The sequence below is a fragment of the Corynebacterium bovis DSM 20582 = CIP 54.80 genome (genome assembly GCF_030408615.1).
GTDB lineage: Bacteria > Actinomycetota > Actinomycetes > Mycobacteriales > Mycobacteriaceae > Corynebacterium > Corynebacterium bovis.
Genome location: NZ_CP047187.1, coordinates 94,200 through 106,995 on the forward strand (window position 1 = coordinate 94,200; position 12,796 = coordinate 106,995).

At 76.3% G+C, this 12,796-nt stretch carries 7 protein-coding genes; 5 read left to right on the plus strand and 2 right to left on the minus strand.

All coding sequences use genetic code 11. The annotated features are described in order from the left end of the window. Positions 1 to 565: 565 nt before the first annotated feature. Complete coding sequence (locus tag CBOVI_RS00295; protein WP_125187231.1) at positions 566 to 1,099, minus strand: hypothetical protein; 534 nt, start codon at positions 1,097 to 1,099, stop codon at positions 566 to 568. A gap of 173 nt (positions 1,100 to 1,272) precedes the next feature. After that, positions 1,273 to 3,018, minus strand: a complete 1,746-nt coding sequence (locus CBOVI_RS00300) for an AMP-binding protein (RefSeq protein WP_125186444.1) — start codon at positions 3,016 to 3,018, stop codon at positions 1,273 to 1,275. Positions 3,019 to 3,047: 29 nt separating this feature from the next. Here CBOVI_RS00300 and CBOVI_RS00305 point away from each other — a divergent pair, with 29 nt between their 5' ends. The 5 genes from CBOVI_RS00305 (at position 3,048) to CBOVI_RS00325 (ending at position 12,724) form a co-directional block, all read left to right on the plus strand. Further along, positions 3,048 to 4,523, plus strand: a complete 1,476-nt coding sequence (locus CBOVI_RS00305) for a salicylate synthase (RefSeq protein WP_125186445.1) — start codon at positions 3,048 to 3,050, stop codon at positions 4,521 to 4,523. Between the two features lie 399 nt (positions 4,524 to 4,922). Next, on the plus strand, positions 4,923 to 6,161 hold the full coding sequence (locus CBOVI_RS00310; protein WP_183273684.1) for an MTB12 C-terminal domain-containing protein: 1,239 nt from the start codon (positions 4,923 to 4,925) through the stop codon (positions 6,159 to 6,161). Positions 6,162 to 6,282: 121 nt separating this feature from the next. Further along, complete coding sequence (locus tag CBOVI_RS00315) at positions 6,283 to 7,308, plus strand: ABC transporter substrate-binding protein (RefSeq protein ID WP_010265316.1); 1,026 nt, start codon at positions 6,283 to 6,285, stop codon at positions 7,306 to 7,308. Between the two features lie 350 nt (positions 7,309 to 7,658). Then, on the plus strand, positions 7,659 to 11,405 hold the full coding sequence (locus tag CBOVI_RS00320; protein ID WP_139016691.1) for a non-ribosomal peptide synthetase: 3,747 nt from the start codon (positions 7,659 to 7,661) through the stop codon (positions 11,403 to 11,405). Next, positions 11,402 to 12,724 carry a GNAT family N-acetyltransferase gene (locus CBOVI_RS00325; protein WP_125187228.1) on the plus strand — a complete coding sequence of 441 codons (1,323 nt, stop codon included), beginning with the start codon at positions 11,402 to 11,404 and terminating at the stop codon, positions 12,722 to 12,724. The genes CBOVI_RS00320 and CBOVI_RS00325 overlap by 4 nt, the downstream gene beginning before the upstream one ends. Positions 12,725 to 12,796 lie beyond the last annotated feature (72 nt).

The window sequence follows — 12,796 nt, forward strand, 5'->3', positions numbered from 1 at the left end:
GGTAGCCCGCCGGTAGCCCGCCGGTAGCCCGCCGGTGTGGCTAAGGTTTTTGCACGTTTTGGCCCGGATTCGTGCATGAAACTTATCCACGCTGCGGCGAGGTGGTGGGTTGGCGGTGTGGTGAAGTGCGGTCTGCCGTCAGTCCGCCAGCATCCCCACCGGTAGTCCGCTGGTGTGGCTAAGGTTTTTGCACGTTTTGGGCGTGATTTGTGCAAAAAGCTTAGCCACGCTGCGGGGTGGTGGTGGGTCGGCGGTGTGGTGGTGTGCGGGCTGCCGTCAGTCCGCTGGTGTGGCTAAGGTTTTTGCACGTTTTGGGCCTGATTTGTGCAAAAAGCTTAGCCACGCTGTGGGGCGTGTGGCTGGGCCGGGCGCCGCGGGACGACCTCCGCGCGGCGGCGGGGTGGTGGGTCGGCGGGGTGGTGGTGTGTGTGCTGCCGTCAGTCCACTGGAGTGGCTAAGGTTTTTGCACGTTTTGGGCCTGATTCGTGCAAAAAGCTTAGCCACGCTGTGGGGCGGGTGGCTGGGCCGGACGCCGCGGGACCGGTGGCCGGGGCGGGCCGGGGCGTCAGCGGACGGGGATGGTGCAGGTGACCGCGCCGCCGTCGGTCGCGCGGGCGGCGACGGCGACGGAGGCGAGCTCCGTGAGCGGGACCTCCGAGGAGAACATCGTCCCCGCGCCGGGACTGCCGACGGTGAGGTCGCCCGAGTCGACCGCCGTCCCGTCCGTGGAGAGGAACCGCAGGGTCACCGTCGACGCCGCGCGGGAGATGTAGCGGACCACGGCTGTCCGCTGCGACCGGTCGAGGTCGATGACCGCCGGGTCGCACGTGCCGTCCGCCCGGACGGCCCCGAGGACGGCGGTCCCGCCGTGGGGCGTCGGTGCAGGTGGGAGGGCGGACGACCCGCCAGGGGACGGCGCTGTCGGTGCAGACGAGTGCGTGGACGACCCGGGCGGCGTCGGCGTGGCGTCGTCCCCCGCGGGTCCGCCGTCACACGCGCTGAGCGTCAGCGCGGCCGTCACGACGACGGCCACCCCCGCCCTGACGACCGGTGTGACTCCGACGGTCGGCGTGGGGGAGGGGCGTCGTGAGGGGGACATGGCCCACCACCTTAGAGCCCGCGCCCCGGCAACGCCCCGCCCCGGCTACGCCCCCGCCCTGTCCCTGCCTCGGCCGTGTCGCGGTTACGCCCCGCCCCGTCCCCGCCCCGGCAACGACCCCACCTCGCCCGCGCCCCGGCAACGCCCCCGTGCCCACCCCGCCCCCGCCCCGGCTACGCCCCCGCCCCCGCCGAGGCCGCGAGCGCCGCGGCCGCCCGCCGGTCCGCCTTGCCCACCACGGTCAGCGGGATCGCGCCGACCGCCACCACCCGGTCCGGCCGCTTGAACCCCGCCAGGCCCGCGTCCGTGACGTGGTCGCGCAGGGAGCGCAGCGTCGGCACCCCCGGCGGATCCGCCACGACGACGGCACACACGGCCTCGCCGAGGGCGTCGTCGGGAACCCCTACGACAACCACGTCCCGGACCCCGGCCGCGCCGGCGAGCACCTCCTCGACCTCGGTGCAGTCCACGTTCTCACCCGCGCGGACGACCACATCCTTGATCCGCCCGGTGACGACCACGTGCCCGTCGTCGCGGATGTCCACGCGGTCGCCGGAGATGTACTCCCCGTCGGCGGTGAAGGACACGGCGTTCGCCTCGGGCGCGCGGTAGTACCCGCGCAGCGTGTACGGCCCGGCGACGACGAGCCCGCCGTCCGGCCCGGTCCGCAGCCGGTCGAGGGGGCTCGCGGGCACACCCTGGGTGGTGCGGACACGGTCGCGGTCCGGGTCGTCCGGGGCGGTGAAGCACAGGAGTCCCTCGGCCATGCCGAAGACCTGCTGGAGCCGCCCGGGGAAGGCGGTGTCGACGGCCGTCGCGGCCTCCGGGCTGAGCCGCGCGCCGCCGACCTGGAGCAGGCGCAGGCTGGTGAGGTCCGCCGGCTCCCAGTCCGTGGCCTCCGCCCACACGCCGGCGAGCGACGGCACGGTGGCGGTGACGGTGACGCGGTGGCGGTCGATGAGGGGGAAGACGGCGTCGGGACTGGCCTGGGTGGTGCACACGACCGTGCCTCCGACGGCGAGGGCGCCCAGCACCCCGGGCGACGCGAGGGGGAAGTTGTGCGCGACGGGCAGGACAGCGAGGTAGGTGTCCCGGTCGGTGAGGTGGCACGCGGCGGCGGCGCGGCGGATGTCGTAGCGGTAGTCGCGGTGGGTGCGCGGGATGAGTTTCGGCAGGCCGGTGGTGCCCCCGGACACGAGAAGCACGGCGGGGAGGTCGGCGCGGAATCCGTCGGGGGTGTTCGGTGCGGGGTCGGGCAGCAGGTCCGGGTCCCGGGGGGACGACGCCGCCCTGCGCCCGGGCGCTGCCGCCGGCGTGGGGGTGTCGGGCGCGGTGGGCGTGTCGGTGGTGCCGGACGCTTCGGACGTGCCGGCTGCGTCGGGCGCGGTGGACGGCAGGCCGGTGAGGTGGACGGTCGGGCGGGGGAGTGCGTCGGCGTCACCGGCAGCGTCCCCCGCCGCGACGGCGTCGGCGACGGCGGCCAGCAGGTCGGCGTCCGTCCCGACGAGCTCCGCTGCGCCGGACAGCCGGGCGAGGTGGCTGAGCTCGCGGAACCGGTGGCCGGGCAGGGTGAGCACCGGGACGCACCCCGCGCGGAGGGTGCCGAGGACGGCGGTGACGAGTTCGAGCGTGCCCGGCAGGTGGAGGAGGATCCGGTCGCCCGGGCGGCGGCCGCGGGCGAGCAGCGCGGCGGCGGTGGCGTCCGCGTCGCGGACAAGGGCGGCGTAGGTCCGGGTGCGGTCGCCGTCGATGACGGCGGTGGCGTCCGGGGTGCGGGCCGCGCGGTCCCTGACGAGGGCGTCGAGCGGGGCGTCGGGGTCGTCACCGGCGAGGATGTCCGGGTGGGACGTGAGGTACGGGGTGAGCGGGCACCCGGCGAATCCGGTGGCGAGGTCCTGGGAGGGGTCGTCGTTGCGCATCCTGTTTAGCCTAGCCTAGGCTCACCGCCATGACTGTCGCAGAGTCCCCCACCGTGTCCGCCCCGCCCCTGTCCCCGTCGGACGCCGACGCCCCCGCGGAGGGGAGGGGGTCGCGGTCCGCCGGGGCCGGGCTCACCCCGGTGGCGCGGGCCCTGGCCGACGCCGCCGCGCGCGCCCGCGACGACGGGGCCCTGTACGCGGTGTACGAGGACGCTGAGGGGGGGTACGTCGGGCGTGGGGAGCGGGCGCGCGTGGTCCTCACCGACGACGGGGCGCACGTGACCGTCGGGGACACGACGCTGCTGCTGCCGGGCCAGGGGAGCCCGGTGCCCCTGCTGCGTCGGGCCGTCGCGGAGGTCGAGGAGCGGCTCGGCGGCGACGCGGCCGCCGGTGGGGCGGGACCCGCGCTCGGGTGGGTCGGCACGGAGTGGGCGATGCGGCACCACGGCATCGGCCGTCACGGGGGTGCGGACACGGGCACGGGCGCCGCCGCCGGCGCCGAGGGGCACGCGCGCACGGACGCGGGTGAGGACCCCGCCGCCGCGCTGCCGCTCGCGGTGCTGCGCTGGCCGGAGACCGTCGAGCGGATCACCGCCGACCCCGCGACCGTGCCGGTCGGAGGCCCGGCCGCGGAGGGGGCGTCGACCCCCGGTACCGCGGACCCCGCCCCGGACCCCACCCCGAGCCCCGTCGACGTCAGCGGCGGCGGCGACGCCTACCGCGCGACCGTCACCCGCGCCGTCGAGGAGATCCGCGCCGGGCGCTACGAGAAGGTCATCATCTCCCGCCGCGTCACCGTGCCGGGGCGGCCCGACATCCCCGCGACCTACCGCGCCGGCCGTGCCGCGAACAGCCCCGCGCGGTCCTTCGCCTTCGAGTGGCCGGAGCTCTCCGCCGCGGGGTTCAGCCCGGAGATCGTCGTGTCCGTCGACGCGGACGGCCTCGTCACGACGGAACCTCTCGCCGGTACCCGGGCGCTCACCGGCGACCCGGAGGAGGACCGGCGGCTCCACGACGACCTCGTCACCGACGACAAGGAGATCGCCGAGCACTGCCTGTCGGTCCGCGACGCGATGGAGGAGGTCGGCTCCGTCTGCGACGGGGCACGCGTCGACGAGTTCATGGCCGTGCGTCGGCGGGGCAGCGTGCAGCACCTCGCGTCGACGGTCCGCGGCCGGCTCGCCGGGGGCCGGGACCGCTTCGACGCGCTCGGTGTGCTGTTCCCGGCGGTGACGGCGTCGGGGATCCCGAAGCGGGAGGCTCTCGACGCCGTGCACCGCCTCGAACCCGTCGCCCGCGGCATGTACGCCGGGGCGTTCGTCGTGCTCGGGGCGGACGGGTCGCTGGAGACGGCGCTGTCGCTGCGGACGGTGTACGCCACGGACCGGGCGGCGTGGGTGCAGGCCGGGGCGGGGATCGTGCGGAGTTCGCGGCCGGAGCGGGAGTTCACCGAGACGTGCGAGAAGTTGGGGTCGGTCGCGCCGTACGTCGTCGTGCGGGGGTGAGCGGGCGGCCGGGGCCCGTGTGCGGCGGTGGCCTGTCGTCGTGCGGGGGTGAGCGGGCGGCCGGGGCCCGTGTGCGGCGGTGGCCTGTGGTCGTGCGCGGCCGGGCGGACGATCCGCCGAGGTCAGGTATTGACTAGTACACCTACGTCAGACATAATGTAATCCTACCCTTACCGGAACGGTCTGTGGTGTGGCGCAGCGACTGAGGTCACCCTCCGCTGTAGTGGTTCACTCCGCTCACCCGGGGACGTGGCCGACGCCCCCCGGCGGCGCTGCTCCCCGCCGACACCCACCGGCGGGACGCCGTCGCGCGTCCGCGCCACCCGCGCCACCCGTGCCGGCCGAGGGGGCTGCCGGCCGCCGCCGGGGCCGACGACCCGCACACGTCAGGAGGAGTACATGAACCAGCACCCGACCCCCGGTTCCGGCCGGGGTGGAGAGACGCCGGGGGGCGGACCGGAGGACCCCACCCGGCACATCCCCCGGGTCCGGGGCGCGGACAGCTCCGCCGGCGGCCCCGGCGGTCCCGCGGCCCCCGCCTCCGCCTCCCCCGGCGGCAGTCACGCGGCCCCCGCCTCCGCGGCGGGAGGGGCGGGCGGCCCCGGCGCGCCCGGTGGCCCCGACGCCCCCGACGACGCCCCGACGGGCGATGCCGCCGGTGCGGACGGCGGTGACCGGCCCACGCGTCGCCGTCGGTCCGGGTCGGACCGCAACGTCACCGTCCTCGTCGCCGTCGCCGCCGTCGTCGCCCTCGCCTCGGCGGTCACCGCCGGTGCCGCGGTGACGATCGCCGCGCAGTCCCACGCGCACGAGCAGGAGTCCCGCGACCGCGTCGCCGAGATCGTCGCCGCGATGCAGGAGCAGACCGGCCGCGTCGCCGTGCCCGGCACCGCGAGCTCCAAGGGCGACCCGGCGAAGAAGGCCGGCGCGACGAGCAGTGCCGCACCCGCCCCGTCCGCGCGGGGCGGCGGCTCGGCGTCGGCCGGTGGTGGCTCGGCGTCGGCCGGCGGCGGTGCCGCAGCCGGCGGTGCCGCAGCCGGTGGGGCGGCCGCCGGCGGTGCCGCAGCCGGTGGGGCGGCCGCCGGAGGTGCCGCAGCCGGTGGGGCGGCCGCCGGAGGTGCCGCGGCCGGTGGCGGCGCACCGGCCCCGCAGGCCCCCGCCGAGGACGGTGCCCCGGCCCCCGCCGAGGGTGACGACGCCGCCGCCCCGGCCCCCGCCGACGACGCCGCCCCGGTCGACGACGGCGGCGCCGGCGAGATCCCCGTGCCCTCCGCACAGGAGCTGCTCGACGCCACGATGGCGGCGTCGGACGCGAACCTCAGCCCCGAGGAGCGCACCGCGTGGACCGTCGACGGCCCCGTCACCTCGAACACGCTCAGCCAGGTCGCGGACGTCCGCGCGAAGGCCGCGCCGCCGCCCGGCCAGGAGGCCAAGGGCATCGGCTCCCCGAGCTTCGAGATGAAGGACGTCGTCGCGAACGGGGACACCGCCACCGCGACGCTCGTCCTCGTCTTCCCCGGCGAGTGGGGCTCCTGGACCTACCCGGGCTCCACGTTCCGGTACATCGACGGGCAGTGGAAGCTCGAGAAGGCGTCGGTGTGCAACCTCGCCAAGATGGCCTGGGTGTCCTGCTACTGACCCGGCCCGCCGATCCCCCGCCCGCGCCGGACGCCCGGCGTGCGGGGGATCAGGTGTTCCGGGGCCGCGCCGCCCGCCCCCACGACGACGACACAACCCCCACGACACGGAAGGCACACACGTGACCACCAGCTGGAACGCAGCGTCGACACCCTCCCGCCACCGCACCCACCGCACCCCCCGGATCACCCGGACCGTCACCGCGGCCGTCCTCACCGCCGCCGTCGGCCTCCTCGCGGCGTGCGGCTCCGGCGACAACGGCATCGACGGCGACGTCACCGTCGACCACGCCTACGGGCAGACCGCGCTGCCCTCCGACCCGGACACCGTCGTGTCGCTCTCCCCCGGGTACACGGACGCCATGCTCCAGCTCGGCGAGCAGCCCGCCGCCGTCACCGGCTTCGCCGGCTTCCCCAGCGCCGTCATGCCGTGGGAGGACGGGAAGCTCTCCGTCGCCCCCGACGGGCCCACCCGGGCACTGCAGATGATGAACCCCTCCGACGTGCCCATGGAGAAGATCGCCGAGGTCGCACCCGAGGCCGTCCTCGCCAGCTCCATGGTCACCGACCGGAGCATGTACGACGAGCTCACCAAGATCGCCCCCACCGTCCCCGCCCTCGTCGACGGGAAGCTCGACGTGTGGCAGGACCAGACCCGGGTCGTGGGCCGGATGTACGGGAGGGAGGACGACGCCGACCGCCTCATCGCCGACACCGAACAGCACGTGCGGGACGTCGGCGCCGCGCACCCGGGGCTCGCGGGGAAGACCGTCGCCGTGGCGCTGTACGGCGGGCCGGACAACATCCAGGTCGTCACCGACCCGGAGGACCCGACCATGAAGACCCTGTCCCTCCTCGGGCTGAGCGTCCCCGAGCAGCTCAAGGGCCTCGGCGGGGGCGAAGGCGGCGTGCAGGGCAAGCTCTCCCTGGAGAACGTCGACCAGCTCGACGCCGACATCATCATCCTCGGGTCGATGGGCGACGCCACGCCGCTGACCGACTCGCCGCTGTGGTCGTCGCTGCCCGCCGTGAAGCAGCACCGCGTCGCGGAGCTCGACGCCGCCGGGGTGACGGCCTTCCGCGTGCCGACCGCGCTGTCCGTCCCGTGGAGCATCGACACGCTCGCCCCGGTGCTGGACACGTTCTGACCTGCGGCGGTGGTGCGGGCGCCCGGGTGGCCCGCGGTGACGCGCACCGGGTGGCCGGGGTGCCCGCGGTGACGCGCGGGGCGCGCCCGCCGTCCGTGCCGACGGCACGAGTGGGCGGACCCACCCGCCGCCCGTGCTCGGCCCGCTCCACCCGCTCCACCCGCTCCACACGACGACCCCACGGCACGACTGATCCTCACTCACCTGCAGTTCTCGACCTCGCCGGCGGCCCGGCACGACCTCGCTGTGCCGTCGGCCGACCAGAGACACGTCCCCCGACGACACCGCGCCCCCGGGCGCGGACGGCTCGGCGGCTCCGGCCGCATCCCGAACGAAGACAGGTGGTCCAGATGACAGTGAACCCGACACCTCCCGGCCGGCCGACCGCGCCGACGACGGACGAGATCGTGGCGCAGATCCGCGCGGCAGTCCCCGACGTGCCGGTGGACGCGGACACCGACCTCGTGGGGGCGGGGCTGGACTCGCTGCGCATCATGCGTCTGGCGGGGGGCTGGCGGAAGGCCGGGTTCGACGTCTCCTTCGCCGAGCTCCTCGCCGCCCCGACCCCGGAGGGCTGGCAGGAGGTCCTCGCCGCCGCGGCACCCGGCGACGGAACGCCGGGGAGTGCCGGTCAGCCGGCCGGGGCGCCGGGCAGTGCCGGTCAGCCGGCCGGGGCGCCGGGCAGTGCCGGCCAGGCCCCCGTCGACCCGGACGCGCACGAGCCGTTCCCGCTCGCCCCGCTCCAGCACGCGTACTGGGCGGGCGGCGCCCAGGAGACGCTGGGAGGGGTGTCCGCGCACCTGTACGTCGAACTGGACGGGCCGGACACGGACCCGGAGGCCCTGGCCGGGGCCGTCGACCGCCTGCTCCGCCGCCACGGAATGCTCCGTGCGGAGATTGTCGACGACGGCACCCAGCGCATCGCCGCGGAACCCCCCGCCGACGTCCTCCACGTCGACGACCTGCGGGACCTCAGCGACGGGGCGCGGGACCAGGTGCTGGAGGAGACGCGCCGCCGGACCGGGACGCAGCGCCTCGCCGCCGACCACGGCCGGATGATCGACATCCGGCTCAGCCGTCTGCCCGGGGGCCGCGCGCGGCTGCACGTGGACTTCGACATGCTCGGCGGGGACGCGATGAGCTACCGCGTCGCACTCGACGACCTCGCCGCGTTCCTCGACGGTGACGATCCCGCGCCCGTCCGGACGAGCTTCCGTGAGTACGTGCTGGACCCGCAGGTCGCCGAGCCCCCGCACCGGGAGCGCGACCGGGCGTGGTGGCGCGACCGGCTCGACGACCTCCCGGTCCCGCCCCGCCTGCCCGTGCGCGGGACGGGCGGGTCGGGCGGGACGGGAGGGTCGGGCGCCACGTCGACCCCGCCCGCCGCCGACCACCCCCCGGCCGTGCGCCGCCACCTCACGCTCGACCCGGCGGAGAAGGACGCGCTGCGCCGCCACGCGGCGGCGAACGGCGTGACCCCGGCCGCCGCGCTCGCCGCCGCGTTCGCCGAGGCCGTGGGCCTGTGCGCGGATTCGCCGCGGTTCCTGCTGAACCTGCCGCTGTTCCACCGGCAGCCGGTGCACGACGACGTCGACCGGCTCGTCGGCGACTTCAGCTCGCTCATCCTCGTCGAGGTGGACCTCACCTGCCCGGCGGCGGTGCTCGACCGGGTGCGGGCGCTGTCCGCCTCGATGCGGGACGCGGCGGGGCACGCGGACTGGAACGCCCTCGACGTGCTGCGGGACCTCGGCCGACGGGACGGCGGGCAGGTCATCGCCCCGGTGGTGTACACGTCGGCGGTGGGCCTGGGGGAGTTGTTCTCCCCGCGGGTGCGCCGCCGGTTCGGCGACCCGGTGTGGATCATCTCGCAGGGCCCGCAGGTGCTTCTCGACGCGCAGGTCACGGAGCTCGACGGCGGGTTCCTCGTGAACTGGGACATCCAGGAGCACCGGTTCCGGCCCGGGGTGGTGGACACGATGTTCGACGCCTACCGCGCGAACGTCCGGGCGCTCACCGCGTCGGCGGACTGGTCCGCCGCGTTCCCCGGGGGTGTGCCCGCCGGGCAGCTCGCGGCACGGGACCGGACGCACACGACCGCGCCCGTCTCGGGGCGGATGCTCCACGAGGGGTTCTTCGACACCGCCGCCGCCGACCCGGGGCGGCCGGCCGTGCTGTGGGGCGAGGACGGGGTGCGCACGTACGGGGAGGTCGCCGACGCCGCCAGGCGGGTCGCGGGTGCGGTCCGTGCGGCCGGGGCGGGTCGCGGCGACGTCGTCGGCGTGCGCCTGCGCAAGGGGCCGGACCAGGTGCCGGTGCTGCTCGGGGTGCTGGCCGCGGGGGCGGCGTGGGTGCCGTTGGGGGTGGACCAGCCGGTCGAGCGGCTGCGGCGGATCCTCGGGACGGCGGACTGCACGCTCGTCCTCGCCGACGGGGAGGGCGGCCCCCTGGAGGTCGAGGGGGTGCGGGTGCTCGACGTCGCGGACGCGTTCGCCCACGACCCCGTGCCGGAGGCGGCGCGCACACCGGAGGTGGACCCGGAGGACCTCGCGTACGTCCTGTTCACCTCGGGGTCCACGGGGGAGCCGAAGGGCGTGGAGGTCCCGCACCGGGCGGTGATGAACACCCTCGACGTGGTCAACGGGATCACGGGGATGACGTCCGCGGACCGGACGCTGGCCCTGGCCTCGGTGGAGTTCGACCTCTCGGTCCAGGACGTGTTCGGCCCGCTGTCGGCCGGAGGGGCGGTCGTGTGCCTCGACGCCGACGAACGCCGTGACCCGGAGGTGTGGGCGCGCCGCATCGACCACCGCGGGGTGACGCACCTCTACTGCGTCCCTCCCCTGCTGGACATGCTGCTCGCGGGGAGGTCGGCGTCGTCCCTGACCGGCCTGCGCTGGTGCCTCCTCGGCGGCGACCGGGTGACCACCGACCTCCCCGGGCGCCTGTGGGCGCGGGCACCGCGGTGCCGGGTCGCGGGGCTCGGCGGCGCGACCGAGACCGCGATCCACGAGACGGTCCACGAGGTCACGGGCCCGGACGCGATCGACCCGGAGTGGCAGGCCGTGCCGTTCGGCACCCCGCTGCCGACGATGCGCTGCCGGGTCGTCGACGCCGCCGGACGCGACCGGCCCGACCACGTGCCCGGTGAACTGTGGGTCGCCGGGCCGGGGCTCGCCGACGGGTACCGGCACGACCCGGGGAAGACCGCCGACCGGTTCCCCGTCGTCGACGGGGTGCGCTGGTACCGGACGGGCGACCGCGTCCGGTACCTGCCCGGCGGGTGCATCGAGTTCCTCGGTCGCGCCGACGACCAGCTGAAGATCCGCGGCTACCGGGTGGAGACCGGGGAGGTCGAGGCGGCGTTGCGGGCCGTGCCGGGCGTCGCCGCGGGGGCGGTGAGCGTGTACCGCGACCCGGGCGTGCACCTCGGGGCGGTCGTGCAGCCGGAGCCGGGGACCGGCGTCGACGCGGACGCGGTCGCCCGGTCGATGGCCGGAGCGGTGCCGCCGTACATGGTGCCGGACCGCATCGTCACGGTCGCGGCGGTGCCCGTGACGGCGAACGGGAAGATCGACCGGCGGGCGTGCGCGCGGATCGTCGCGGACGGCGGGGTCGGCGGTGCGGGTGCCGCCGGTTCGCCCGGAACGGGTGGCACGGGTGTGCCGGGGGCGGCCGGTGGTGCCGGTGGTGGAGCCGCCGCGGGTGGCACAGCCTGTCCCGGGGTGGACCGACTGCCGACGCCGGGCACCCTCGAACACCTCGTCGCCGGGGTGCTCGAGGAGGTGCTCGACCTCGACCCGGGGACCGTCGGGGCGGACGACGACGTCATCGCCCTCGGTGGGGACTCGGTGCTCATGGTCAAGGTCGTGTCCGTGCTGCGGGAGCTGCTCGACGACACGACGCTGCCCGCCGCCGTGCTCTTCGAGAACCGGACCGCCCGGACCGTCGCCGAGGGGCTGCGGCGGTGCGAACGGCAGCCCGGGTTGTTCGACCGGACCGCCGGGATCCTCCACGAACTCGACGGTGAACTCGACGGTGAACTCGACGACGGACTCGACGGTGAACCCGCCGACGGACGCGGGGAGGAGGGCCTGTGAGCACGTCCGACAGGGAGCTCACCGCGCAGATCGTGCGCCTGTGGGCCACCGAGACGCACCTCGCCCCGACCGCCGCCCCCGGGGAGACGGTGGAGGTCGTCTCGCCGCACCTCGCCGCGGACGCCCGCTCCGATGCGGCGGCGGACGCGCCGCGGCTCGCGTTCAGGTGGACCGTGCCCGCGCGGGCGGGCACGGGTGGTTCAGGGACCGCCCGGAACCCCCGTCCCGACGTCCCCGTGCACGCTCCAGCGGGCATCGCGGACGTCCGCCTCGTCGACGGCCCGTCCGTCCCCGGGGAGCGCGTCGGTGACGCCGGCCGCCCGGTGGACGACCCGCGCGACCTGCTCGACCTGCTGTTCCGGGTCGCGGACTACCGCACGGTCCCGGGCGGCGACGGCACCAGCCTCAACCGGACCACCCGCCGCGCCCGCCCGCGGACCGGCCGCGACGGACACGCCCCGGACGGCACCGACGCCGCCGTCGCCGCGGTCGTCGCGGCGCACGAGGCGCTCGTCGACACCCTGGACGGCACCCTGGGCGGCACCCTGGACGGCACCGGCGACCGACCGGACCCGGCGGCCGGCGACCCCGCGACCGCCGGGCACACCCCCGGGGCGTGGGCCGTCGTGCCGTCGCTGTTCTTCCCGGGGCTCGACGGCGTCGGCACCCCGGACCCGACCGGGCACCCGCAGCCCGGCCGCCTGTGGGCCGCGACCGCACCGTGGGGCGGGCCGGCCGCCGGGGCCCCGGTCATCCCCCTCGACGAGCTGGAGTTCGACCGGGCCCTCACCGACGACCCCGCCTTCCCCGGCATCGCCCTGCGCCCCGCCGACCCGGACGCGGACGCGGACCTCGTCTCCACGTGGATGCGGCTGCCGCACCTCGCCGCGACCTTCCGCCAGGCGTGGGGGCCGGAGGTGTGGCACGCCGAGCTGGAGCACCTCGCGGCGCACCCCGGGTTCCAGCCGATGATCCTCACCCGGGACGGGGAGGGGATCGGGTACATCGAGCTCTACCGGCCGGCCCACATGTCCATCGGCGCGGCCCGCCCCACCGACCCGCGCACGGCCGGCGGGCACATGGGCCTGGCGGACCTGACGCAGATCAGGACCGGCCTCGGCCGGAGGGTCGTCGACCGGTTCATCCGGCAGGTGCACGCGCGGCGAGACACGGGGCGGTTCACCCACCTGCTCAGCGAGCCGGACATCCGGAACCCGGCGATGGTCGGCGCGATACGGCACACGGTGGCCTGGGAGCAGGCCCTCGTGAGCTTCCCGCACAAGTCCGTCGTCCTGTTCTCCAGCGCGGGCGTGGACTGACCGGGCCCGCCCGGCTCGCCCGACCCCGCCCCCCGATCACCCGGCCCGATCCCCGGCCCCGACGACGCCCGA

Bases quoted from the DNA above. Each gene is read 5' to 3' on its own strand.
- CBOVI_RS00295 (WP_125187231.1), bottom strand. From the start codon at position 1,099: ATGTCCCCCTCACGACGCCCCTCCCCCACGCCGACCGTCGGAGTCACA.
- CBOVI_RS00300 (WP_125186444.1), bottom strand. From the start codon at position 3,018: ATGCGCAACGACGACCCCTCCCAGGACCTCGCCACCGGATTCGCCGGG.
- CBOVI_RS00305 (WP_125186445.1), top strand. From the start codon at position 3,048: ATGACTGTCGCAGAGTCCCCCACCGTGTCCGCCCCGCCCCTGTCCCCG.
- CBOVI_RS00310 (WP_183273684.1), top strand. From the start codon at position 4,923: ATGAACCAGCACCCGACCCCCGGTTCCGGCCGGGGTGGAGAGACGCCG.
- CBOVI_RS00320 (WP_139016691.1), top strand. From the start codon at position 7,659: ATGACAGTGAACCCGACACCTCCCGGCCGGCCGACCGCGCCGACGACG.